The sequence below is a fragment of the Halomonas sp. LMYGS-3 genome, from assembly GCF_059509875.1.
Window position 1 is genome coordinate 42,163 of sequence record NZ_JCAKFQ010000013.1, and the last position, 24,541, is coordinate 66,703.

Below are 24,541 nucleotides of genomic sequence, written 5' to 3' on the forward strand. Positions count from 1 at the left end.
AATTGTTGTGGCCGCAAGCGGCAGGCTGCCGCCCTGGCGGCCCCGCCTAGTCTACTGTCCGTGGCCCGGGAATGCACGTCGGGTCGCCGGCGTTGAATCCCGCGGGCCCATCCCGGGTTACAGTTATGCGGTCGTCGGCCGATATCGGCTGAAACGTGACCACCCGCGCCAGGCGCGATACCCCATCAGTCCGAGCCGAGCCTTCCTCCATGTGGCCAGCCTTCTCGCTCAATCGCCCCCTGCTCTGGATCGGCCTGGCCGCCCTGTCGGCGAGTGTCTGGCTGCCTGGTGTCGCCCTGCGACTGGCGGCCGCTTCCCTGGTGGTGCTCGGCCTGATGGATGCCTGGCGGCAGGTGCGGCAGGAACACCGGCGCGCCCGTCTGGGCGAGGATGCCCTGGCGCTGTCGGAGGACGGGGTGATCATCACCGATGCCGACAACCGCATCCAGGCGGTCAATCCCGCCTTCACCCGCATCACCGGTTATACCGCCGAGGAGGTGCGCGGACGCAATGCCACGACCCTCTCCGCCCCGCGCCACGACAAGGCCTTTTTCGAGCACTACTGGCAGACCCTGCGCAGTACCGGGCGCTGGGAGGGGGAGATCTGGAACCGTCGCAAGCATGGCGACGAGTATCCCGAATGGCTGCGAGTTCGGGCCGTGGGCGACGAGCAGGGTCGCGTCACCCACCATGTCTGTCTGTTCACCGACATTTCGATGCACAAGGCCCGGGAGCGGGACCTGCGCCGCATCGGTTTCGAGGATCCGCTTACCGGCCTGCCCAACCGCCGTCGCCTGCATGACCTGCTCGATTCCCGGCTGCGCCACCTGCGGGCCGGCGAGAGCCTGGACATGGCGTTGATCGACATCGACGGCTTCAAGTCGATCAACGATGGCCTGGGGGTGGAGGTGGGTGACCGGCTGCTGGCACGCTTCGGTCAGCGACTCGCGGGGCATGTCGCCGGTGGCGTGGTGGGGCGCCTCGGCGGCGACGAGTTCATGGTGATTCGCACCACCACTTTCGACGACCATGACAACTGGATCACCGGTCTCCAGGCCCACCTGGGCGAGCCCTTCGAGATCGAGGGGCACTCGTTGCGCTTCGGCCTGACCATCGGCAGCTGCCGGGCCCCCGAGGACGGCCGCGAGTCCGGCGTACTATTCCAGCGGCTGGAATCGGCCCTCTATACCGCCAAACGCCACGGCCGCAATCACAGCCAGCGCTTCCGGCCGGCCCTGGACATGCAGGACAGCCCCCAGTTGGGGCTGGTCAACGAGCTGCGCAATGCCCTGGCGACCGGCACCCAGCTGGAGCTTCACTACCAGGGGCAGCACCACCTGGCGGACGGCGCCCTGGTGGGGCTCGAGGCGCTGTTGCGCTGGCGCCACCCGCGGGACGGGATGATCTCGCCGGCGGACTTCATCCCGCTGGCCGAGCGCCATGGCCTCATGGCCTCGCTGGGCAACTGGGTGATCGATCAGGCGCTGGCGCAGCTGGCGCACTGGCGGCGCCTCGGCATGCCCGAGGTGCCGGTGTGGATCAACGTCTCGGCGCTGCAGATGTTCCAGGGCGAGCTGGAGACGGCACTGGCCGCGGGACTCTCCCGGCACGGCATACCGGCGCGCCTGCTCGGCCTGGAGATCACCGAGTCGGTGCTGCTCGACGAGCGGGCCGGCGATATCGCCCCGCGCCTCGGTGTACTGCGTGAGCGTGGCCACCCCATCGCGATCGATGACTTCGGGACCGGTTACTCGTCGCTGGGCTACCTCAAGAAGCTGCCGCTGGACAAGCTCAAGCTCGACCGCGCCTTCATCAAGGCGCTGCCCGATGACCGGGCCGACGCGGCCATCGTCGGCGCGGTGCTGGCCATGGCCCGGGGGCTCGAGCTCGAGGTGATCGCCGAGGGGGTGGAAACGGTCGCCCAGCGGGACTTCCTGCAGGAAGCGGGATGTTCGCTGGTGCAGGGCTTCCTCTATGCTCGCCCGTTGCCCGCCGCGATGCTCGAGGCGCAGTGGCAGGATCACGACTCGGCCGGGGGCTCGCCCCCAGGCGCGCGGGTGGCGGCGGAGGCGACCGCGACCGCCTAGCCTGGGTGGGCGTCCGAAGCATGGCCATGTCTCCCGGGGGATCAGTCCGTCTTGAGCGCCTTGAAAGCGTCCAGGGCGCGGGCCCGGGCGGCTGGGTGGTCGACGATGGGGGGCGGGTAGGCGACGCCGCCGATCGGCTCCCGGGGCGGCGCATGGCGAGCCTTCGCCGGCAACCCGGCGAGCTCGGGCAGCCACTCGGCAAGGAAGGCGCCGTCCGGGTCGAAGCGTTGCGACTGGGTAGTGGGGTTGAAGAGGCGGAAGTAGGGCGCGGCATCGGTGCCGGTGGAGGCGGCCCACTGCCAGCCGCCGTTGTTGGCACAGAACTCGCCGTCGATCAGGTGGCGCAGGAAGAAGGCCTCGCCGCGTCGCCAGTCGATCAGCAGGTGCTTGGCGAGGAACATGGCGGTGATCATGCGCAGCCGGTTGTGCATCCAGCCGGTGGTCACCAGCTGGCGCATGGCCGCATCGACGATGGGATAGCCGGTGCGGCCCTCGCACCAGGCGCGAAAGCCGGCGGCGTCGTCGCGCCAGGCGAGCGCTTCGGTGTGGGCCTGGAAGGCACGATGGCGACAGACCCGGGGAAAGCCCACGACCACATGGCGGTAGAACTCCCGCCATACCAGCTCATTGACCCAGGCCACCAGGCCCGCATCCCCCGCGGCAAGGTCACCGTCATTCTCGGCCAGCACCGCCTGCAGGCACTGTCGATGGGAGATCATGCCCAACGCCAGGTAGGGCGAGAGCTCGCTGGTGCCGCGAATCGCCGGGAAATCGCGCTGGCGGGCATAGTGGCGGCCGCGAAAGCGCAGGAAGCGCTCCAGGCGGTCGGCGGCCGGCCCCTCGCCGGCGGGCCAGAGCCGGCCGCCGACCGGGGTGTCGTCGAGCTCGGGGAGCCCGGGCAGCGGGTCGGACCCGAGGGGCATGGTCGCCTGGGGCGGTGGTGTCTCGGACAGCACCAGGCGATCGGCGGTGAGCCGCCGGTGCCAGGCCTTGGCGAAAGGGGTGAAGACGCCGTAATGGTCGCCCTTGCCGGTGAGCAGTTCGCCGGGGGCAAAGGCGACACTGTCGTGATGGCCTCGAGCCGCCAGCCCGACGGACTCGAAGGCACCGATCACCGCCTCGTCGCGGCGCACCTCATCGAGCGGATATTCGTGGTTGAAATGCAGTGTCCGGGCGCCGGTCTGTCGAGCCATGGCCAGCAGCACCGCGGGGGCCTCGGCGAAGTCGTCGAGCTCCCGGTGCAGCAGCGGAATGTTGAGCCCCTCGAGCGACGCCTTGAGTGCGGCCACGCCGCGGGCCCAGAAGTCGAGCTTGTTGGCGCCGTGGCCGTGGCGTTGCCAGTGGGGCAGGCAGCGCAGGAAGACCGCGACCACCGGCCCCTGATGGGCGGCGGCGGCCAGGGCGCGGTTGTCGTGGACGCGCAGGTCGCTGCGGAACCAGACAAGGACGGGGGCGGGCATGGGGCGAAGGCTCAACTATCCCGGATCAGCGAACCCAGGCGGGCGACGGCCTGGGGCAGGTCATCGCCCAGGACCTCGACCCGGCTCGGGCCCAGCTCGGCGGCCCGGATGCGAGCGACCGGGCCACACAGGGCCAGGGGCACGTCGAGTTGCTCGGCCAGACGCGGCAGCTGGCGCCGTATCAGGTCGGCGCGCTCGGCCTTGCCGCTGGTCAGCAGCAGGGCCGCCGCGTGGAAGCGCTCCATGGCCAGCGGCAGCTCGGTGAACGGCAGGGGGGCATCGAACAGCTGCACCCGGTAGCCTTGGTCGCTCGCGGTCAGGGCCGCCAGCAGCATCCACAGCGGGCCGGGGTCTTCCGGCAGCAGGCCGAGCAGCAGCAGCGGGCCGGCGGCGGCCTGGTTGGCATGATAGAGCCGGGTGCCGATGCGGGTGCGCAGGAAGGCTTCGAGGGTGCGACGCTGGAGCAGGGCGCCGAGCTGGTGGTCCCAGCGCTCTTCCAGTTCGCGGACCACCGGCTGCCAGAGTTCGGCGATGCAGGTGGTCACCGGATAGAGGGCCAGGCTCTGGTTGAACAGGGTTTCCAGCCGAGTCAGGTCGAAGGCCTCCAGGGCCGCGACCAGCTGACGACGCTGGCTCGGCCAGTCGCCTGCGGAGGGGGCCGGTGACTCCACCGGTTCGGGCTGCTCGAGCAGCTCCCGGACCTGACTGACCGGCACGCCACGGTTGAGCCACTGCAGAATGCGTTCGATGCGCTCGATGTCGTCGCGGGCGTAGAGGCGGTGTCCCTTGGGCGTACGGCAGGGGCGGATCAGTCCGTAACGGCGCTCCCAGGCCCGCAGGGTAACCGAGTTGACGCCGGTCAGCCGGGAGACTTCCCGGATCGGGTAGAGCGGCGTGTCGGCCGGATGGGTCGCCTTGTCACTCATGGGCGGTTGTGCCTCTTGCTGATCGCTTGCCCCGCCGGTGTCAGGGCGGCCGGAGTCCAGGGCTGATTTTGTACAAGTCATTGTCAATGTACAACATGGTGCCGGCTATCCGCCCGTTCCTATCACCCGGCGGGGCGTTCTCCGGCCTGCTCGGCAATCACGGCGGCCAGGGCCTCGACGAAGGCCGGGTGCTCGCCCACCGGCGGCAGCAGGCGCAGGTCGGTACCGGGGTGGGCCTCGGCCAGGGCCTCGACCTGCCCGGGAACATCCTTGCGCAGGTGCCGCCCCGCGGCGAAGAACAGCGGCAGGATCTCGGCGCGTTCGACACCCGCTGCGACCAGCTCGGCCACGGTGGTTTCCAGGGTGGGTTCGCTGAGTTCCATGTAGGCGAGCCGTAGCGGGGTCTCCAGGCGCCGGGCCAGGGCATCGGCCAGCTGTTCGAAAGGCGCTCGCCAGCGAGGGTCGCTGGAACCGTGAGCGAGCAGGATCAGGGCGTAGGACATGCCAGGGGCCTCCGGATATCGAGAGTCGTGGACGAGCGTCAGGGCGCGTGGGCATCGCAGGCACGCGCAACTGAAGGACTTTTCAGCTAGACTAGCAGAAGTGTACAACGGCTGTATAACTCATCGGCGCGAAAGGAGGGATCCACGATGCGAGTGCTGGTCACCGGGGGGAGCGGCTTTGTCGGGCAGCGACTGTGTCAGCGGCTGAAGGAAGCCGGGCATCGCCTGCTGGTGGTTTCCCGGGAGCCGGATCGGGTGCGGGACCGGCTGCCGAGTGGTACCGACGTTCGTCGTTCGGTGCTGGACTTCGTCGACACCCCGCCGGATGCCATCGTCAACCTGGCCGGTGAGTCCATCGCCGCGCGTCGCTGGAGCGATGACCAGAAGAAGCGGCTGATCGATTCCCGGGTCAACATCACCCGCGACCTGGTGATGCTCTGTGAGCAACTGGGGTCCAGCCGCGGGAGTGCGCCGCGGGTCATGGTCTCCGGGTCGGCACTGGGCTACTACGGCGATCAGGGCGACCGGGAGGTGACCGAGGAGACGCTACCCCACGACGAGTTCGCCCATCGCCTGTGCAAGCGTTGGGAGGATGTCGCCAGCGAGGCGGCGGATTTTGGCACCCGGGTGGCGATCCTGCGTACCGGACTGGTGCTCGACGCCGGCGGCGGCAGCCTGCAGAAGATGCTGCCGCCGTTCAAGCTGGGGCTGGGGGGGCGCTTCGGCGATGGCTCGCAGTTCATGCCCTGGATCCACCGCGAGGACCTGGTGCGGGCGATCCTCTTCCTGCTCGACAACGAGGAACTCGAGGGGCCCTTCAACGGCAGTGCGCCGCATCCGGTGACCAATGCCGAGTTCACCCGGGTGCTGGCGAAGCAGCTGGGCCGCCCGGCGATCATCCCGGTCCCGGCCATCGTGCTGGAGACCGCCTTCGGCGAGATGTCGCGGCTGCTGCTGACCGGCGCCGACATGCGCCCGAAACGGCTGCTCGATGCCGGCTTCGAGTTCCGCTTCCCGACCCTCGACGAGGCCCTGGCCGATATCCTGGGTTGATGCCCTCCCGCCGGGAGAGGGGCGACGGGGACAGGCCGAAGAGGAGGTCCTTTGCCTGGGATGGCAAAGGTAGCGCCCAGGGACGGGGTCGCAGCGTCTCCTCGCAGGCCTGTTGCCGGATCAGCCCCGAGGCATTATCCGGGCTCGATGGCGTCAGCGGCTGTCGTGATCCACGGTGACGATGACCCGCACGGCGTCCAGGCGCAGGCGGGTGCCCTCGATGGCGGCGTCCAGGGTGCGGCGTTCCTCGCGCAGGGCCTGGAGCTCGTCGGCGCGCACCGCCGGGTTGTGCAGGGCCAGCGCCTCCAGGCGGTTGAGCTCGCTGTCGAGCTCGGTGCGCATGCGCCTCTGGGCTGCCTCGACAATGGAGGGGAGCTCGCGCTCGGCCTCCGTCTCGCCGCGATCGATCAGCTCGCGCAGCTGGTCGTGTCGACTGCGGATCAGGTCCCGGGCCATGGCCTTCTTGACCTTCTGCAGGTTCTTGGCAAGCCCGGTGAAGGAGACCTTGTCGCTGAGGCTGGCGCCGGACTCGTCGAGCAGCACCCGCACCGCAGTGGGCGGCAGGAAACGGTTGAGATGCAGGCGCCTGGGCGCCGGGCAGTGGGTGCGGAAGACCAGTTCGACCATCAGCCGGCCGGCGGGGATCGACGGGTGCTTGAGCAGGGCCAGGGCGGTGTTGCCCATGGTGCCGTCGAGGATGCGGGCCATCATCTCACGCACCAGGGGGTGCTCCCAGGAGAGGTGCTGGACGTCGTCGCGGGACAGGGCGCGCAGCCGCGAGAAGGTGGCCGAGAAGCCCTCCTCGCCCTTCACCAGGCCCGGCAGGCCGTCGAGCATCTGTGGGCTCGGCTGCAGGTGGTGGATGCCGCCGCCGAGTTCCCGGCTGTCGACGCCGAAGATGTCCAGCGCCTGATCCAGATAGCGCGGCAGGGCGCGATCCTCGTCGAGCTCGCGGATCACCTCGGCGACTGCCTCGGCACGCTCAAGGCGGCAGGCGTTGAGCTCCAACAGCCGGTTGCGCCCGGCATCGCGCTCGGCGAGGCGGCTCTCGAACAGCGCCCGGGTCTCCTCGATCACCTCCGCCAGGCTCTCGTCGTCGAGCAGGGCGTCGGCCAGGGCGTCGCCGAAGGCGGTGACGATCTCGCTGCCCACGCCGTGGGGAGTGCCGAAGGCGTCCATGCCATCACGATACCAGCGCAGCAGCCGCTCGCCGGGGCTGCCCTCGAACACCGGCACGTGGAGCTCGATGGCGTGGCGCTGGCCGATGCGATCGAGTCGGCCGATGCGTTGTTCGAGCTGGTCCGGATGCAGCGGCAGGTCGAACATCACCAGGTGACGGCAGAACTGGAAGTTACGCCCCTCCGAGCCGATCTCCGAGCACACCAGTACCTGGCAGCCTTCCTCCTCGTCGGCGAAGGCGGCGGCGGCGCGGTCACGCTCCACCAGCGAGAGCCCCTCGTGAAACACCGGGGCATGGAGGCCGCCGAGCACCCGCAGCCCCTCGGCGAGGCCGCGGGCGGTCTCTCGATCGTGAGCGATCACCAGCACCTTGTCGTCGGCGAAACCGCCATCCTCGGTGTCGGCGAGCCGCTCCAGCAGCCAGGTGACGCGCGGATCGAACTGCCACCAGGGCTCGGTATTGAGCGGGTCGTCGGCGAGCGCGCGGTACATGGTGTCGAGGTAGACCAGCACCTCGGGGTGGTCGAGGCCGGTCTCGATCAGCAGCTCGTCCAGGTAGTCCTCGTCACGCTCCAGGCGACGCAGCACCCGGCGGTAGGAGGAGGGCAGGTCGAGGTGGGCGACATGCAGGCGACGCTCGGGGAAGCCGCCCACGTGGCGGCGACTGTTGCGAAACATCACGCGGCCGGTGCCGTGGCGGTCGAGCAACTGGTCGCGCAACTGATCGCGGGCCGCGGCTCGCTGGGCCGTGTCGCTCTCATGACTGGCCAGGGTCTCGAGCAGCGCCAGGCTGTCGGGCTCGTCGATCACCGCCGTGACCCGCTCGCGGTCGACGTCGCTGCGGCCGGTCGCCTCGCCGGGCAGGCGGTCGAGGGCATCGATCGCCTCGGCCACCTCGACGTAGTGCGCCTCCTCCTCGCGGAAGCGCTCGAGGCTGTGGTAGCGGTCCGGATCGAGCAGGCGGAGCCGGGCGAAGTGGCTCGTGAGGCCCATCTGCTCGGGGGTCGCGGTGAGCAGCAGCAGGCCCGGTACCGCCGCCGCCAGCCGCTCCACGCTGGCGTAGCCCGGGCCCACCACCTCGTCGGACCAATCGAGGTGGTGGGCCTCGTCGACGATCAGCAGGTCCCAGTCGCAGGCCTCGGCCTGGGCCTGGCGGTGGGGGTTGGCGAACAGCCAGTCCTGGCTGGCCAGCACCAACTGGCCGGCCTCGAAGGGATTGGCCTCGCCGTGGGCCTGGCTCTGCTGCTCGTCGAGCAGGGTCACTTCCAGGGCGAAGCGGCGCAGCAGTTCCACCAGCCACTGGTGGGTGAGGCTCGCCGGCACCAGGATCAGCGCCCGCTCGGCACGGCCGGTGAGCAGCAGCCGGTGCAGTATCAGGCCGGCCTCGATGGTCTTGCCCAGGCCGACTTCGTCGGCCAGCAGGACCCGGGGGGCATGGCGGCGGGCGACCTCGTCGGCGATATAGAGCTGGTGGGGGATCAGGTCGATGCGCGGGCCGGCCAGGCCCAGCGCCGGGTTCTGTTCGACGCGATGGAAGTGGTGCAGGGTGCGAAAGCGCAGGTCGAACCAGTCGTTGCGGTCGACCTGCCCGGTGAGCAGCCGGTCGCGGGCCTGGTCGAACTGCATGGTGTCGGCCAGCTGGGCCTCGGGCAGTTCGCGCAGCTCGCCCCGATCATCCTCACCGATGTAGACGATCAGGCCGTCGACCTCCTTGCTGTCGTCGACGGTCAGGCTCCAGCCCTCGGCGGCCTGGATGCGGTCGCCGCTGCCGAACGCCACCCGGGTGAGGGGGGCCTGGTGGCTGCTGTAGGTGCGGGTCTCCTGGCTGGCGCCGAAGAGAACGGTGACGCTGCGGAAGTCGCAGCCGAGAATGGTGCCCAGGCCGAGTTCGGCTTCGCCGTCGCTGATCCAACGCTGGCCGGGTGAATAATCGCTCATGATGCCTCGGAGGATGCTGAAAACGGTGCGCTCGTCCGCCGTCGACGCCGGGATGACGGCAACGGGGCGCGGTATCTTACAGCAAAGGCCGGCGCGGCTTAAGCATGGCGCTGCATTCGGCGCCATGGTAAGGCGTGCTCCCGGAAGGCCCCTCAGTAGCGGTTCAGCCAACCGTTGAGCTGGGCACGACTGAGCTCGCCGACGTGGCGCTCCACGGCACGCCCCTCGGCGTCGAACAGCACCGTGGTGGGTAGCCCGGGAGACTCCATCAGTACCATCAGCTCCTGCTGCGGGTCGAGCAGCGGATAGCGGAACGCCAGGCCCTGCTCGTCAAGATAGCGCACCACCTGCAGCAGGTCCTCGCCCTGGTTGGCCACCACCACGCTGACGCCGTCGCGGGTGTCGGCCTCGGCCAATAGCGGCATCTCGCGCAGGCAGGGGGGGCACCAGGTGGCCCAGAGGTTGACCACCACCAACTCGCCGCGCAGAGACCGCAGCTCGACCGGCTCGCCCTCGAGGTTCTCCAGGGCGATCTCGGGCAGTTCGCGCAGCGGCATGTCGCCGCCCAGCGGGGCCAGGGTCACCAGCACCAGCCACAGGCTCGATCCACCCACCACCAGCGCCATGGCGCCAATCAGGCGCAACAGGTTCGTCCGCAGCGCCCAGCCGGTCCAGATCAGCGCCGCCACCATTCCCCACAGGCCGTGAAAGCCCGGCTGCCAGATCTTGACGATGTCCAGCGGGGCGGCAGCGTAGGCCTCCAGGTGCAGGGCCACATGGCCCAGCCGGGCGCCGACCAGCCAGGCCAGTACCAGGCCATTGAACCAGCGGGCGTGCGCGCGCCGTGGCAGACCGAGCAGCCAGGCACTGGCCAGCAGCACGAGAAGGGCGGCGGCGAGGGCATAGAGTCGGGGGACCGAGAGTAGTACGGGGCCCAGGGCAATGGCGTCCATGGCGGGGTCAGGCTCCAGAGAGAGGGTCGGCGTTCGCGAGCAGGCACGTTACAATGCCGGGCTTGACGGCTAGCCTACTGCCAGCGTGCGAGGCTGTCACTCATACTCGTGCGGGAGCATTTATGGCCAAGCCTGCCTTCGATACCCTGCGCGCCCTGGCCATTGCCAGTCAGGCGCTGGGGTTCATTCTCATCATCACCCTCGAGACCCTGATGGGTGATGCCGCGCGGCCCTGGCAGGGGTGGACCCTGGCGGCGATGCTGGTGGCGGCGCTGTGGATCGCCCTGGTGCGCCTGTACCGGCGCAACCGGGCGCGCAAGGCACTGGAACGCCGGCTGGCGGACGATGACGATGATCCTGCCTGAGTGGCGCTGGCGCCGGCTGGCCGCGCTCGTCGGCCTGCTGGCGCTGCTGAGCGGTTGTACCACCCCGGTACCTCGCGTGCATACCAGTGCCCTGCCCATCGCCGAGGCCGAGGTGACCTCCCTGGGGCGCTGGGTCGAGCAGCGGGCGGCCTTCCGCGAGGGCCTGAGTGGCTTCGCCCTGCTGGCCAACGGCAAGGACGCCTTCGCCGTGCGTGCCCTGCTCGCCGCCCGGGCGGAGCGTCGCCTGGATATCCAGACCTACCTGATGGGGGATGGCCTCACCACCCGGGCGCTGCTGCACCGGATGCTGGAAGCCGCCGAGCGAGGCGTGCAAGTACGGCTGCTGATCGACGACATCGGGGCAGTGGGGCAGGGGCCCCGCCTGGCGGCGCTGGACAGTCACCCCGCCATCCAGGTGCGGGTCTACAACCCCCTGCCGGTGGGGCGCGGCCACCTGGCGGCCCGGGTGCTGGCGACGATCCCCGTGTTCGGCCGCCAGCATCGGCGCATGCACAACAAGCTATGGATCGCCGACAACGCCCTGGCCATCGTCGGCGGGCGCAACCTGGGCGACGAGTACTACAGCGCCAGCGAGCCGCGCAACTTCGCCGATCTCGACCTGCTGACCCTGGGGCCGGTGGTGGAGCCGTTGTCGCGCAGCTTCGACCTCTACTGGAATCACGGCCTGGCTCAGCCCGTCGCCCGCTATCATCACGCCTCCCCCGAAGCCTGGCGCGAACTGCACGCCTCGCTGGCTACCTGGCTCGAGGAGCAGGGCGACTCGGTCTATTTCACTGCCCTGCGCGAGCGGCACGATGCTCGTGCCCGGGAGCCGCTGGTCGACGCGCTGCACTGGGGCGAGGGCGAGGCCCTGTGGGATCCTCCCGGCAAGCCGGCGCACCCGGGCCGGCCGGCGCTCGCCGGCACCATGGCCGGCCAGCTGCAGCGTCGGGCGGTGCCCGAGACGCGGCTGGTGGTGGTATCCGCCTACTTCGTGCCGACCGCCCCCGGCAGCCGGCTGCTGCAGGATCTCGCCGAGGCGGGCATCGAGGTGCAGGTGATCACCAATTCGCTGGAGGCCACCGACGTGCCGGCGGCGCACGGTGCCTATGCCGCCCACCGTTCCGACCTGCTGGAAAGCGGCGTGGCGCTCTTCGAGCTGCGCGCCGAGGCCGACAACGGCGAGGGGGTCGCCATCGGCATCCCCGGCACCTCGGCCTCGGTGCTGCATATCAAGGCGATGGGCATCGACGACGACAGGGTCTTCGTCGGCTCGGCCAATGCCGACCCGCGTTCGGTATGGTGGAACACCGAAGTGGGGGTGCTCGCCGAGAGCGAGGCCCTGGCCGCCGACTTCCTGGTACTCACCGAGGTGGGCGCCGGTCCCGGGCTGAGCTATCGCGTGGTGCAGGAGGGCACGGGCGAGTCGTTGCAGTGGGAGACCGAGATCGAGGGGGAGCCCGTTCGGTTGGCGCGCGAGCCCGGCAATGCCTGGCGGCGCCTCAATGCCTGGCTGAGTCGGGTATTGCGGCTCGAGCGCTGGCTGTGAGAGGGGGCGTTCAGCGTCCTTCGCGCAGCAGCGGACACGCTGCCCCTGCTGCAGGATATGCGTTGACCGCGACCTCAACGGAGCAGGCTGCAGAGTGCACTATGTCAACGCGGATGCCGCTCAGTACACGATCAAGCTCCCAGTCCACCCAGTACCACCATGCCAAGCACTACGGCGAGCAGCAGTAGCGTCTCTAGCACCATGAGGATCACCGGTCGCCAGCCCACCACGGCCAGCTTCTGAAAGGACGTCTTGATGCCGAGGGCTGCGATTGCGGTCACCAGGCACCAGCGCGACAGGGTCGTCATCACCTCGTTCACCGGTTCAGGTATCGCGCCGAGGCTGTTGATCGCAACCAGCACGACAAAACCCACCAGAAAGCCCGGCAGCATGGGCATCCGGGCTGTCTCGCCGGCGTCCCGGCGTGACTTGCGAAATAGCCACATGAACACCATGACCACCGGCACCAGCATCCCCACGCGGACTAGCTTGACCAGCGTGGAAACGTCGCCCGTCTGCTCCGAGATCATGTAGCCGGCCCCCACCACCTGGGCGACATCGTGGATGGTTCCCCCCAGGAAGATCCCGGCCTGGGTATTGGCGAGTGCCAGGGCACCGGCGATGAGAGGATAGATTACCATGGCCATGGTCGAGAGCGTGGTCACCCCCACCACGGTGAGAATGGTATTGCGCTCGCTGGTGTCGTCGCGTGGCATCACCGCCGACAGGGCGAGGGCAGCCGAGGCACCGCAGATCCCTACCGCGCCACCGGTCAACAGTCCCAGATCACGTGTCAGGCCAAGCGCCCTGGCAAGCAGGGCCCCCATGAGGATGACCAGTGCCACCGAAACGATCACCGCAAGCACCGGGCCCATGCCCAGGTCTCCGACCTGCTCCAGCGTCATTCGTGCGCCCAGCAGCGCCACCCCCAGGCGAAGCACCGTACGCGCCGCGAATTCGATCCCCTCTCGGCAACGCCCTTCCTCGCTCAGGAAATGCAGCGACATGCCGAACAGCAACGCATAGAGCAGTGTCGGCCCTCCATAGTGGTCGGCAATGAACGTGGTGGCCAGGGCGATGGTGATGCACACCAGCAGGCCGCGACCGATGGCACGATAATACCCGAGCGAGCCATGAAGGAGCGCCCGCAAGGTCGCAAGCCGAGCGGAAAAGGTACGTGGTTTCATCGATGAGTCTCCGGTCGCATCCCTTGATGCCGCGCGAACGATGCCATGGCTCGGCAGCAGCCGAACCAGGCAGACATGCGTGAAGGGAAAATGGACAAGACGGGCGGGTGATAACCGCGCCGAGGGTCACGGTGATCGGAAGGCGTCAGCGTTGGCTGCCGCGACGACGTCATCGGCCAGCACTTGCAGGGTATCGACCACGGGGATGGCCGCCTCCAGCTCATCCCCGATCACGGAAAGCTCGGTGCAAGCCAGCACCAGGACATCTGCCTGTTGCTCAGCAAGCTCGGCGCCCGCTCGGGCAAACGCCGCCAGCGTGTCGGGGGCACGCCCTTGGCCGCGCTTGACCGCACGAATCACCTCGAGCACCGACGCCTCATCATCGGGATAAAGCAGTGACAGGCCACGCGTTCCGGCAAACCCCTCGTATAGCCCAATCTTGCGCAAGGCGGGCGAGCACAGCATGCCAACCCGAGCGCCGGGTAAGCGCCGTACGATGGCGTCCAATGTCCGCTCGACGATATGCCACACGGGAATGCTCACCGCGTCCTGCGCATCCCGCCAGTAATAGTGTGCGGTGTTGCATGGCATCACCAGGAAGTCGGCGCCAGCCTTTTCGAGTCGCTGCGCCATGGCGGCAATCGCGGGACCCGGATTTTCGCCGTCACCATCGATCAGCGCCTTGATCCGAGAGGGCACTTTCGGGTTGTTATCCACTAGCAGATGCACGTGATCGATGTCGTCCTGTGCGGGGGTGGCGTCGATGACTCGCTGCATGAATGCCACCGTGGCGTCGGGGCCCATGCCGCCCAGCACCCCGACAATGACATGGCTGTCTATGGTGGACGGGATAGTGGCGTCGCTTTTATGTGTCGTCATCGGTTTTCCTGTCAATTCGTTTTCAGAAGCCCATCAGTCGCGGCAGCCACAGCGTAATCTGAGGGAAGAATGCCAGCAGGAGTGCAATCACTATCATGGAACCGACCAGTGGCAGGGCCCTTACTGAAATGCGCTCAATGGATACATTGGCAATGCTAGAGCTTATGAACATGTTCTCGCCCAGTGGAGGGGTCGAGAATCCGATGCCGAGGCTGACTACCAGGACGATACCAAAGTGAATGGGGTCGACGCCAAGCTCAACCATTACTGGCAAAAGAACAGGAGTTACGATCATGATGACAGCAAGGATTTCGATAAACATGCCGACGAAAAGCAAAAACATGATGACCAATATCCACACCATCCAAAGGTTGGTGGTGATGTCGAGGATGCCCTGGGCAATCATGGCCGGTATATGATTTTCCACCAGTACGCGGCCGAAGGCAGTCGCTGTAAACATGATGATCAAGACGCGGCCAGTCAGCCAGGTAGCACTCTCGAATGAACTGCCTATTCCCCGTAAAGAGGATTCCTTGTGGATGAAGATGCCAACAAAAAGAGCATAAAAAATCGACACTACAGCGGCTTCAGTCGGTGTGAAGGTGCCAGAGTAAATGCCGCCAAGAATTACGACTGGAGCCATCAAGGACCAAAAGCCTTCTTTCAGTACTTTTAGAATGCGCCGCCAATCATAGCGATCTCCTTGCGTCTGGTAGCCATTGCGCTTGGCAACGATATAGTTGGCAAGCATCAAGCCCAAACCCAGGATGATTCCAGGTATGGCCCCGGCTAAAAAAAGCGCAGTTATGGATTGTCCGCCCGTAACACCATAAATTATCAACGGCATGCTTGGGGGTATGACAACACCTAAACCGCCAGCAGTCGCTGTGATCGCAGCGGGATAGCTTCGTCCATAACCTCTTTCGATCATGGCTGGAATGACTAACATCCCGACTGCAGCAGTGGTTGCCGGGCCAGACCCTGATATGGCCCCGAAAAACATGCAAGCTATAACTGCAGCGGCACCCAGGCCGCCAGCAGCGGGACCAGCAAGCTCTTCTGCAATTTTGATAAGTCGTCGTGCTATGCCAGAGTCACCCATCAGTGCCCCTGCGAGAATGAATGCAGGCAATGCCATCAAGGGGAATGAATTCAAGGCAGAAAAACCGAGCTCCACCATGGAGCTGATATCTCTGCCACTCAGTACATAGACCGACATCGATGAAATGCCTAGGGCTACTACAATAGGTGCTCCAAGCAAAAGCAAGCCACCAAAAACCGAGAACAAGAGGAGAGCCGCGGTCATGATTTTTCATCTCCCTTATTGTCTGAAGGCTTGCTGCTGCTTAGCTCGCCCTCGATCATCAAGTCCACTTGTTCCTGATCAACGTTTCCGATTTCAATGCCCTTGACAAGCTTCAGGTATTGTACTTGCAAGACACGAAAAGCCATCAGGACGAAAGCGGCCGGGAATACCATGTAAACGTATGCCAGTGACCAACCCATAGCAGGCGTGATGTAGGGGAACTGAATCAGAAGTTCAATGAGGGAAAGGCTCTTCCATGCCAGTGTCAAGCAGAATCCAACCCATATCAGGTCAACGAATAGCAACAAGCTGTTCGCAATGTGTTTGGGAAGAAGGTTGATGTGTACCTGCAAGCGGTTATGAGCACCCAGGTGCGCTGCATGTGCAGCACCCAGGAAGACAAACCAGACAAAGGAGTAGCGAGCCAATTCCTCTATCCATGCCATGCCTATGCCAAGTGTGGCTCGCATTACTACTTGAGCAAAAATCAGGACCACAAAAAGGCCAAGCAGGAAGCGGCAGGCATAATCTTCGATATTGTTGATAAATTTAAACACGAGCGCCACCCTATCAAGCCAAGAGTGCAGGTAAGGCCGGGAGGTAACAGCCCCCGGCCTAGCGCGGATCAGTAGCCCAGAATGGACAGCATCTCTTCGAAAGCTTCTTGGCCACCGATTTTGTCGTAGAATTCCGGCCACACTTGCTCCTGCACGATGCGAATCCACTCTTCCTCATCTTCCAGAGTCATCACTTCGACCCCCTCGGCCTCCATGGCGGCGCGAGCCTCGACAGCCCCTGTCAGCTGAAACTGAAGTGCATAGAGCTGTGCATCCTTTCCTGCTTTGTCAATGATCGCTCGCTCCTCTTCCGATAGTGCATCGTAAGTCCTCACTCCCATAACGAGAGGTTGAAGAGAGTATTGATGGTGAACTTCGGTCAGGTAATCCTGAACCTCGTGAAACTTCATGGTGTGATTGACAATGTAGGGATTGTCCTGGCCGTCGACCACACCCTGTTGAAGAGCAGTGAATACCTCTGGCCATGACATGCTGATAGGGTTGGCCCCCCATGCCTCATAGGTGGCCAGCATCATTTCATTTTGGGGTACGCGTACTTTCAGCCCTTGAAGATCGTCAAGGTTTCGTACCGGGCGGGCTGAGTTGGTCAGGAAGCGGAAGTTGGAGTACAACCAACTGACGATTTTTACACCAGCTTGTTCCTTTGCAATCTCGTCCCAGCGCTCAGCCAGAGGGCCAGTGGTTGCTTTGACGGCATCGGCATGGCTTCGCAATGAATAAGGCATGGTCAGTGCGCCAAGCCTGGATGCATAAGGCGTCAAGTTGCCGACACCAATAAATGCCATGTCAAGTGAGCCGATTCGGGTATCCTGGATCATCCCGGTTTCAGGACCAAGCTGGCCACCAGGAAACAGGTCAACGGTCATTTCACCATCGGAGTACTGCTCGACCAATTCGGCGAAGCGCTGTGCCAGGGCTCCCATATCAGAGTCCATCGGGTCGCCCATTCCCACCTGGAAGGTTCTGGCCTGAGCGGTGTGGGCAGTCAATGTAGCCAGGATAGCGGTTGCGATAAGTGTCTTCTTTAACATTGTTATTACTCCAGTCTGCTGAAAAGTGGTGCTGCTCGGTTATGCTTGATTCGTTGCCTGTTCCATGGCATCGCCCATCAGGTGGACAATGTCATCACACTCCTGCTCGTTAAATGTCAGAGGAAGCCGAAGGTCGCAGAGAGTAGCCAACACACGGTCCGCGTTCGGCAATGGTCGCGTGGCTGGGAGATAGCCCCAGCTGTCGTAGCGGCTGGTGTACTCTTCTGGTTGTGCTTTCCCGTACCACTTGAGGGGGATGCCGCGCGCTTCACAGCCAGAGATGAATTGCGCTATCTGGTCATGAGTCAACGATGGCAGACGGAACTGGATCGAACTGCCAACGAAATCTTCTTTCTCGTGACGGGGGATGGGTTGGACCAGCGCCATGTCAGCCAGGCGAGCCTCCAGGCGACGATAGAGCGCGTTCCAGCGTTCCTTGCGCGACGCGAGCTCGGCCAACTGCGGGCGCAGGATCGCCGCACGCAGGTTGTCCATGCGGCCACTCATATTGGGCGTCACCAGTCGCGTCTCGCTGAAGGACTCGGCCTCCGGCACCACCAGATGGCGGTCATAGAGCATGTAGGACCCCGACATGATCACCGCCCGGCGCATCACCTCGGGATCGTTCGTGGTCAGCAGGCCGCCCTCTCCCGAATTGAGATGCTTGTAGGTCTGGGTGCTGAAGCAACCTACCTTGCCGAAGGTGCCGCTTGGCTTTCCGGAATAACTGGCGCCCATGGTGTGGGCACAGTCTTCGATCAAGGTAATGTCATGCTCGTCACATACCGCCATGATGGCATCCATGTCACCGATGTGGCCGCGCATATGCGACAGCATGAAGAGGCGAGCCCCGGTTTCCTGCGCGGCTGCGGCCAGGTCATGGGGATCCACTGTGGTGTCATCCAGGATATCCACCAGCACGGCTTCACCACCGGCCGCGTGTATGCTGCCCGGCACAGGGGACAGGGTGAAGGCATTGCACAGCACCGGCTCACCCGGCGCGAGCCCGCAGGCGCGCAGTGCCAGTTGCAGGGCATAGCCCCCCGATGCGCAGGCAAGCGCATAGGGAACGCCCAGGCTGGCGGCGAACTCCCGCTCCAGCAGCGCGGTTTCACCCTGCTCCCCTTCGACCAGGTTGTAGCGATGCAGCCGCCCCGACCGCATCACCGCCACCGCTGCCTCGATCGAGGCCTCGGAGAGTGGCTCCTGCTGGGTGAAGGATTTCGAGAAACGACGCATGTCAGTTACCTCAATGGCGCTGCTGCTGGTAGACGGGGAATTCCCACTGCTCACCGGGGAAGTACTTGGTCAATCGCCAGTCACAGGCGCGGGCGTGTCCTTCCATGCCCTCGACGCGTGAAATCCGCGAGCCCACCGCGCTGAACGTGCGATTGGCTTCCTGACTGAGCTGCTGGGTGGTCAACACCTTCATGAACTTGTGCACATTGAGGCCGCCGCTGTAGCGGCCGGCACGCTTTGTCGGCAGGATGTGGTTGGTTCCCGAGCACTTGTCGCCGTGGGTGACGGTGCTGCCTTCGCCGAGGAACAGCGAGCCGTAGTTGCTCAGGTGCTCCTTCCACCAGTCGAGGTCCTCGCACAGGACCTGAAGGTGCTCGCAGGCGTATCGATCGCTGACGTCGACGATCTCTTCTCGGCTGTCACCCGCGATCACTTCACCGAAATCCCGCCATGCGGCATGAATCACCTCGGCGTTGGGCATGTCATCGGCAACCTTGGGCATCAACTCGATGACCTTCTGCGCCAGGCGTTCACTGGTAGTGAACAGCCATACCGGGGAGTTGGGGCCATGCTCTGCCTGAGAGGCCAGATCGACGGCGATGGTCATCGGATCAGCCGAGTCATCGGCGATGATGGCGGACTCGGTCGGCCCGGCGAAGACGTCGATACCGACCTGCCCGAACAGCAGCCGCTTGGCCTCGGCCACATAGGCATTGCCCGGCCCGACCAGGATATCGGCCTCGCGGCCGCCGAACAGGCCAAAGGCCATGCTGGCCATGGCGTGCACGCCCCCCATCTCCAGGATCACGTCCGCCCCGGCCACCTCGAGGGCATACGCCACCGCCGGATCGATGCTGTCTCCACGTGGTGGCGAACAGGCCACCACATGCGGCACCCCGGCCGCCTTGGCGGTGGCAACACTCATCAGTGCCGAAGCGACATGGGCGTAGCGACCGCCCGGTATGTAGCAGCCGGCGCATCCCACCGGCAGCACCCGCTGCCCAAGCACGACGCCGGGCTCGGTCTCGATCTCGAAGGAGACGAGGCTGTCGCGTTGGGCGTCGGCGAAGCGCCGGATCTGACGGTGAGCGAAGTCGATGTCGTCCTTGATGGATTGAGGCACCGTGGCGATGAGCCGCTGGCGCTTCTCGTCGCTGAGGATGAAATCTCCCGTCCAACCATCGAACTTCTCGGCATACTCTCGAACCGCGTGCTCACCCCGCGCCCGGATATCGTCGAGCATGGCTTGCACCGATGAGGTGATCCGCTGATCTTCGGCGGCAACCGTGTCGGCGGCCTCGGCCGACTTGAGGTGTCGAATTGTCATTGTGCTCTCCGCAGTGGTGCTGAATTCCTGAACCTGGCCGGGGGCGATCAGCCTGGCCCGGGCGTCGTCACGCCATGTAGTCGGGAAAATGGAAGGCCCCGGGGTAGCCGAACAGGGCGACGCTGCCACCGGTGTGCAGGAACACCACGTTCTCGCCTTCCTTGAAGTGACCCTTGCGAATCAGGTCGATCAGACCGGCCATGCCTTTGCCGGAATAGACCGGGTCGAGCAGGATGCCTTCATGGCGTGCCAGCAGGGTGACCGCTTCCACCATGCTCGGCGTGGGAATGCCATAGCCCTCGCCGACATAGTCGCAGTTGGCCACCACGTCCTCCCTGGCCACCACCCCCGACAGCCCCAGCTTGGCCTCGGTCTTCTGGGCCAGGGCGAACACGTTGGCTTCCTGCTTGTCCCTGGGCGCTCGCACGCCGATGCCGAGCACCGGAATGCCCGCATGGCAGGCGGCAAGCCCCGTTACCAGTCCTGCCTGAGTGCCGGCGCTGCCGGTGGCGTGCACGAGGTGGTCGACCTGCAGCCCCATGTCATTGGCCTGCGCCAGCAGTTCGAGGGCGGCATTGACGTAACCCAGTGCCCCTATCTCGTTGGAGCCCCCGCCGGGGATGATGTAGGGCCGCTTGCCATCTTCCTTCAGCCTGTCGGCCAGCAAGGCCATCTCGGCCGCCATATCGGCGCCACCGGCACGCTTGCTGACCGTTGCGCCGTGCAACTGGTCGAGGAACACATTGCCGTTGTAGTTGTAGGCGGGATCGTCACTGCCGGTGCGATCCTCGAGCAGGATGTGGCACTCGAGTCCCAGCTTGCAGGCCGCCGCAACGGTCTGGCGCGCATGGTTCGACTGGGTGGCACCCTGGGTGATGATGGTATCGGCCCCGTTCTCCAGGGCGTCGGCCATCAGAAACTCCAGTTTGCGCGTCTTGTTGCCACCCGTGGACAGGCCAGTGCAATCATCGCGCTTGATCCATAGGCGTGGTCCACCCAGCAGGCGGCTCAGGTTATCCATCGGCTCCAGCGGTGTCGGCAAATGGCCAAGACGGATGCGGGGGAAACGGGACAGATGCATGCGGGCCTCCAGGCGAGTAATTTTCTGCATGAGCGTGCTCTCTTGATGACCAGCGTCCAGGGAGCGGGCGGCGAACCACTGTCCGCCATTGCTAGGTCTGCTCGTAAAATTAGTGCCTACCGGCTTGCCCCGACTAATGCCAAGATACTGGCAAGCGATTAATTTTTTGCATACTTAGAGCTTGCGTCTACTTAACTCATGTTTTTTAGAGAGTCATCATGAAAATCGAGTGGATTGAGGATTTTCTTTCGCTCATCGAGGCGGGCACCTTTTCGCAGGCAGCAGAGCGCCGCCATGTCACCCAGCCCGCGTTCTCGCGCCGCATCCGTCAACTGGAGGACTGGCTGGGGGTGGAGCTGATCGACCGCCACTCGCCGCGCCTCGCACTCACGCCCCATGCGCAAGCCTATGAAGCCTCGCTGCGTGACTGGCTGGCGCACCTGTATGCCCTGAGAGGCCGCATCCGGGCGGATGCGGCGCACGGGCCCCGCGCCATCCTGACCACGCAGCACACCCTGACGGTCAGCTATCTGCCCCGCTTGCTGCGTCACTTTCGGTTTCATGCCCCACAGGCCAGGTTGCAGGTGCGATCCTCGGACCGCAGCGATTGCATCCGCGACTTCCAGCGGGGCGATGCGGACCTGCTGCTGTGCAGCGAGCTCGAGGGCTCGCCACTGCTGGTGGATCGCGCGGAAGTGGAGCGGGTGTTGCTGGGCAGTGAGCAGCTCGTCCCGGTGTGTGCCGCCGATCGACTCGGCCAACCGATCTTCGATCTGGAAAGCCAGACCCGGCTGCCGTTGATTGGCTACGACCCCAGCAGCTTTCTGGGCGGTGTGCTGGCTTCCCCATACCTGCTGGATCTGCAGCGCCGCTATGACGTCGAACTGGTGTGTGAAACCGCCTTCACGATAGGCATACGTGAGCTGTCGCTGGCGGGCCTGGGCATCGGCTGGTTACCACATGGCCTGATCGAAGCGGACCTGGAGTCGGGGAAGCTCGTCTCGCTGTTGGAGCAGCTGGGAGGCCCCATGCTGGTGGTGGCCTGTTACAGACAACCTGGTGACGGTGCTTCTGCGGCGGATCAATTATGGGCGCTGATCAATGATCGGCCACCCACTGTCTAGCGGGATGGCTGGCAGTTATTGGGTGCGAGCTGCTGTGGAGTCAGGGCCGGGGCGCTGGAGCCGAGCGGAGCGACGATCTTCGCCGTGGTCATGCTGCTCCCGGAGTTTGACTGAGGGGCTTGATCCAGGTCATTGCCTATCCGCGGGCAGCGGCTAGGCTTTGACTCAGGAGGGGCGCCCGATGGTGCCCCGTTTCGTCGCCGCAGGGTAGATACCATGTACCAGTCCATTCTCGTTCCCGTCGACGGTTCGACCCATGCCGAAAAGGCACTGGCCGTCGCCGCGCAGTTAGCTCGTGCGTCGTCCGCACGGTTGCACCTGGTGAGCGTCACCGAATTTCCGCCGGATAACATGGGCCTGTTTCTCGGGGGAACCGCCGAGCCCTTCTCCCAGGAGCAGCGCGACAAGTTGGCGAGCGAGATGAAGGAGGAGGGGCGGCAGGTGATCGAGAAGGCTCGCAGCTGCGTCGACCTCTCCGGGCTGGAAGTCGATGAACACATCTTCCAGGGGTGGCCGGCGAAGCGAATCGTCGACCATGCCGAATCGCTCGGGGTCGATGCCATCGTCATGGGCAGCCGTGGCGTGAGCGATGTGCGCGGCATGGTCTTCGGCAGCGTCTCCCACCGGGTCAGCCACACGGCCAAGTGCACCGTGATCACCGTGACCTGAGCGCACCACCGGCGGATACGACAAGGGCCCTGCGATCTCTCGCAGGGCCCTGGAATTCTTGGTCGGAGTAGCAGGATTCGAACCTACGACCTCTGCCTCCCGAAGGCAGCGCTCTACCAAGCTGAGCTATACTCCGATCTTTCGTCGCGAGGCGTGTCGCCCCTCCGACGGAAGCGCATTATACGCAAACGCCGCTGTCGTGCAAGCCCCCGGGCGGGTATCCCGTTGTCAGGCCTGGCGATCCACCGCCATGCGGGCGAGTTCGGCCATGCTGTCGCGGTAGGGGCTGGCCGGCAACCGTTCGAGCTGCTCCAGGGCCTTGGCGGCCATCTCCTCGGCGCGGGCGCGGGTATAGTCCAGGGCGCCGGTCTCGTGGACGATGGCCAGGACCTCGTCGAGGTGATCGAGCCCGCCCTTGCGGATCGCCTGGCGGACCAGGCGGGTCTGGTCGGGGGTGCCGGCGGCCATGGCCTGGATCAGCGGCAGGGTCGGCTTTCCTTCGGCCAGGTCGTCGCCGACGTTCTTGCCCATGGCCTCGGCATCGCCCTGATAGTCGAGCAGGTCGTCGATCAGTTGGAAGGCCAGCCCCAGGTAGCGACCGTAGTGCTGCAGGGCGGCTTCCTGTTCGGGGGTGGCCCCGGCGAGGATGGCGCCGCTGTGGGAGGCCGCCTCGAACAGCATGGCGGTCTTGCCCTGGATGGTCTCGAAGTAGGCGGTCTCGTCGGTGTCCGGGTTGCCCACGTTGGTGAGCTGTTGCACCTCGCCCTCGGCGATGGTGCAGGTGGCGCCCGACAGCACGGCCATGATCCGCATCGACCCCACGCCGACCATCATCTGGAAGGAGCGGGAGTAGAGGAAGTCACCCACCAGCACCGAGGGCGCATTGCCCCAGGCGTCGTTGGCGGTGGCCTTGCCGCGGCGCATGTGCGACTCGTCGACCACGTCGTCGTGCAGCAGGGTCGAGGTGTGCATGAATTCGATCAGGGTCGCCAGGGTAATGTGCTGGTCGCCCTCGTAGCCCAGCGAGCGGGCGGCCAGCAGCACCAGCAGCGGGCGCAGGCGCTTGCCGCCGCTCTCGATGATGTACTGGCCGATGGACTCGACCAGCGGCACCCGCGAGGCGAGCTGGGCCATGATGGTGCGGTCGACGGCGGCGAAGTCCTCGGCGACCACGGCATGGATGGGCGAGGGGGTGGCGGTGGTGGTGGGCGGCGAGGCGTTGGCAGGCATGTAGGCGATATCGCAGAGTAAAGGGGGGCCTTGGGTTGCCGGTCATGCTATGGGCCCCCCATGGGGGCGTCAAGGCGAAGCGTCACGGGCTCCGGCCGGCCATGGGGCGAGCTCGAGGGCAGGTTGTATGGCGCTGCGCACCTGGTTATAATACGCGGCCCACTCATCATGCTCCCTGTCAGATGGTTGCCGAAAGGGGCGCCACTCGAAGCAGGCCGATGAAGAGCCAACCCCCGATGAGTTCCGGAGAGAGAAGCATGTACGCAGTTATCAAGAGCGGTGGCAAGCAGTACCGCGTTCAGGAAGGCCAGACTCTCAAGCTCGAGAAGCTGGAAGTGCCGACCGGCGAAGCCGTCGAGTTCGACGAGGTGCTGCTGGTCGCCGATGGCGACGACGTCAAGGTCGGCGCGCCGCTGGTCGACGGTGCCAAGGTGGCGGCCGAGGTCGTCTCCCACGGTCGTGGCGACAAGGTGACCATCATCAAGTTCCGTCGCCGCAAGCACCACATGAAGCGTCAGGGCCACCGCCAGTGGTTCACTGAAGTCAAGATCACCGGGATCTCCGCCTAAGCGGTCACTCCCCTGAACGAGCGAGGTATTTGCAATGGCTCACAAGAAGGCAGCGGGCTCCACGCGTAACGGCCGCGATTCCGAATCCAAGCGCCTTGGCGTCAAGCTCTATGGTGGCCAGGCGGTGACCGCCGGCAACATCATCGTCCGCCAGCGCGGCACCAAGTTCCACGCCGGGACCGGCGTCGGCCTGGGTCGCGATCACACCCTGTTCGCCCTGAGCGACGGTGTGATCAAGTTCGAGACCAAGGGTCCGAAGAACCGCAAGTTCGTCAGCGTCGTCTCTGCCTGAGCGCGCGCGGAGTTGC

The 24,541-nt window shown here is 65.4% G+C and carries 22 protein-coding genes and 1 tRNA gene; 8 read left to right on the plus strand and 15 right to left on the minus strand.

Features of this window, described 5'->3' with window-relative positions; genetic code table 11:
- Positions 1-209: 209 nt before the first annotated feature.
- Positions 210-2,087 carry a putative bifunctional diguanylate cyclase/phosphodiesterase gene (locus AC5W54_RS13480; protein ID WP_495962598.1) on the plus strand — a complete coding sequence of 626 codons (1,878 nt, stop codon included), beginning with the start codon at positions 210-212 and terminating at the stop codon, positions 2,085-2,087.
- Between the two features lie 41 nt (positions 2,088-2,128).
- On the opposite strand, the gene phrB is transcribed toward AC5W54_RS13480, so the two are convergent.
- The 3 genes from phrB to AC5W54_RS13495 form a co-directional block, all read right to left on the minus strand.
- The gene (gene phrB / locus AC5W54_RS13485) at positions 2,129-3,547 is read right to left on the minus strand and encodes a deoxyribodipyrimidine photo-lyase (RefSeq protein WP_495962599.1); all 1,419 of its coding nucleotides are present in this window, start codon (positions 3,545-3,547) and stop codon (positions 2,129-2,131) included.
- Positions 3,548-3,558: 11 nt separating this feature from the next.
- The gene (locus tag AC5W54_RS13490; RefSeq protein WP_495962600.1) at positions 3,559-4,473 is read right to left on the minus strand and encodes a MerR family transcriptional regulator; all 915 of its coding nucleotides are present in this window, start codon (positions 4,471-4,473) and stop codon (positions 3,559-3,561) included.
- Between the two features lie 122 nt (positions 4,474-4,595).
- Positions 4,596-4,976: a sirohydrochlorin chelatase gene (locus tag AC5W54_RS13495; protein WP_495962601.1), complete on the minus strand. Its 381-nt coding sequence runs from the start codon at positions 4,974-4,976 to the stop codon at positions 4,596-4,598.
- A gap of 147 nt (positions 4,977-5,123) precedes the next feature.
- Here AC5W54_RS13495 and AC5W54_RS13500 point away from each other — a divergent pair, with 147 nt between their 5' ends.
- Positions 5,124-6,029 carry a TIGR01777 family oxidoreductase gene (locus AC5W54_RS13500; protein WP_495962602.1) on the plus strand — a complete coding sequence of 302 codons (906 nt, stop codon included), beginning with the start codon at positions 5,124-5,126 and terminating at the stop codon, positions 6,027-6,029.
- Between the two features lie 153 nt (positions 6,030-6,182).
- On the opposite strand, the gene rapA is transcribed toward AC5W54_RS13500, so the two are convergent.
- Complete coding sequence (gene rapA, locus AC5W54_RS13505; protein ID WP_495962603.1) at positions 6,183-9,146, minus strand: RNA polymerase-associated protein RapA; 2,964 nt, start codon at positions 9,144-9,146, stop codon at positions 6,183-6,185.
- Positions 9,147-9,298: 152 nt separating this feature from the next.
- Complete coding sequence (locus AC5W54_RS13510) at positions 9,299-10,099, minus strand: TlpA family protein disulfide reductase (RefSeq protein WP_495962604.1); 801 nt, start codon at positions 10,097-10,099, stop codon at positions 9,299-9,301.
- A 122-nt stretch (positions 10,100-10,221) separates the two neighbouring features.
- Here AC5W54_RS13510 and AC5W54_RS13515 point away from each other — a divergent pair, with 122 nt between their 5' ends.
- Both AC5W54_RS13515 and AC5W54_RS13520 read left to right on the plus strand, forming a co-directional pair.
- The gene (locus tag AC5W54_RS13515) at positions 10,222-10,464 is read left to right on the plus strand and encodes a hypothetical protein (RefSeq protein ID WP_495962605.1); all 243 of its coding nucleotides are present in this window, start codon (positions 10,222-10,224) and stop codon (positions 10,462-10,464) included.
- A complete protein-coding gene (locus AC5W54_RS13520; RefSeq protein ID WP_495962606.1) occupies positions 10,451-12,013 on the plus strand; it encodes a phospholipase D family protein in 1,563 nt (520 codons plus the stop codon). Before AC5W54_RS13515 ends, AC5W54_RS13520 begins: the two co-directional genes overlap by 14 nt.
- 131 nt (positions 12,014-12,144) lie before the next feature.
- On the opposite strand, the gene AC5W54_RS13525 is transcribed toward AC5W54_RS13520, so the two are convergent.
- From AC5W54_RS13525 to cuyA, 8 genes are all read right to left on the minus strand, one after another.
- Positions 12,145-13,200 (minus strand): YeiH family protein, encoded by a 1,056-nt coding sequence (locus AC5W54_RS13525; RefSeq protein ID WP_495962607.1) that lies wholly within the window; start codon positions 13,198-13,200, stop codon positions 12,145-12,147.
- 126 nt (positions 13,201-13,326) lie between these two features.
- Positions 13,327-14,079 carry a cysteate racemase gene (cuyB, locus tag AC5W54_RS13530; protein ID WP_495962608.1) on the minus strand — a complete coding sequence of 251 codons (753 nt, stop codon included), beginning with the start codon at positions 14,077-14,079 and terminating at the stop codon, positions 13,327-13,329.
- Between the two features lie 22 nt (positions 14,080-14,101).
- Positions 14,102-15,385 (minus strand): TRAP transporter large permease, encoded by a 1,284-nt coding sequence (locus AC5W54_RS13535; protein ID WP_495962609.1) that lies wholly within the window; start codon positions 15,383-15,385, stop codon positions 14,102-14,104.
- On the minus strand, positions 15,382-15,942 hold the full coding sequence (locus tag AC5W54_RS13540) for a TRAP transporter small permease (protein WP_495962610.1): 561 nt from the start codon (positions 15,940-15,942) through the stop codon (positions 15,382-15,384). Before AC5W54_RS13540 ends, AC5W54_RS13535 begins: the two co-directional genes overlap by 4 nt.
- Before the next feature lie 68 nt (positions 15,943-16,010).
- Positions 16,011-16,994 (minus strand): TRAP transporter substrate-binding protein, encoded by a 984-nt coding sequence (locus AC5W54_RS13545; protein ID WP_495962611.1) that lies wholly within the window; start codon positions 16,992-16,994, stop codon positions 16,011-16,013.
- Positions 16,995-17,033: 39 nt separating this feature from the next.
- Positions 17,034-18,233, minus strand: a complete 1,200-nt coding sequence (locus tag AC5W54_RS13550; protein WP_495962612.1) for a DegT/DnrJ/EryC1/StrS family aminotransferase — start codon at positions 18,231-18,233, stop codon at positions 17,034-17,036.
- Between the two features lie 10 nt (positions 18,234-18,243).
- On the minus strand, positions 18,244-19,560 hold the full coding sequence (gene hisD, locus AC5W54_RS13555) for a histidinol dehydrogenase (protein WP_495962613.1): 1,317 nt from the start codon (positions 19,558-19,560) through the stop codon (positions 18,244-18,246).
- Positions 19,561-19,627: 67 nt separating this feature from the next.
- Positions 19,628-20,671 carry a D-cysteate sulfo-lyase gene (gene cuyA, locus AC5W54_RS13560; protein ID WP_495962614.1) on the minus strand — a complete coding sequence of 348 codons (1,044 nt, stop codon included), beginning with the start codon at positions 20,669-20,671 and terminating at the stop codon, positions 19,628-19,630.
- A 188-nt stretch (positions 20,672-20,859) separates the two neighbouring features.
- Between cuyA and AC5W54_RS13565 the strand changes: the two genes are divergently transcribed.
- Positions 20,860-21,765, plus strand: coding sequence for a LysR family transcriptional regulator (locus AC5W54_RS13565; RefSeq protein ID WP_495962615.1), 906 nt, complete (start codon positions 20,860-20,862; stop codon positions 21,763-21,765).
- 216 nt (positions 21,766-21,981) lie between these two features.
- The gene (locus AC5W54_RS13570) at positions 21,982-22,434 is read left to right on the plus strand and encodes a universal stress protein (RefSeq protein WP_495962616.1); all 453 of its coding nucleotides are present in this window, start codon (positions 21,982-21,984) and stop codon (positions 22,432-22,434) included.
- Between the two features lie 59 nt (positions 22,435-22,493).
- On the opposite strand, the gene AC5W54_RS13575 is transcribed toward AC5W54_RS13570, so the two are convergent.
- Positions 22,494-22,570 (minus strand) — tRNA-Pro (locus AC5W54_RS13575).
- Between the two features lie 92 nt (positions 22,571-22,662).
- Positions 22,663-23,664, minus strand: coding sequence for an octaprenyl diphosphate synthase (gene ispB, locus AC5W54_RS13580; RefSeq protein ID WP_495962617.1), 1,002 nt, complete (start codon positions 23,662-23,664; stop codon positions 22,663-22,665).
- Between the two features lie 257 nt (positions 23,665-23,921).
- On the opposite strand from ispB, the gene rplU reads away from it, so the two are divergent.
- Together rplU and rpmA are read left to right on the plus strand one after the other, a co-directional pair.
- Positions 23,922-24,233, plus strand: coding sequence for a 50S ribosomal protein L21 (gene rplU, locus AC5W54_RS13585; protein ID WP_102626716.1), 312 nt, complete (start codon positions 23,922-23,924; stop codon positions 24,231-24,233).
- A gap of 34 nt (positions 24,234-24,267) precedes the next feature.
- Positions 24,268-24,525 carry a 50S ribosomal protein L27 gene (gene rpmA, locus AC5W54_RS13590; protein ID WP_110285334.1) on the plus strand — a complete coding sequence of 86 codons (258 nt, stop codon included), beginning with the start codon at positions 24,268-24,270 and terminating at the stop codon, positions 24,523-24,525.
- Positions 24,526-24,541 lie beyond the last annotated feature (16 nt).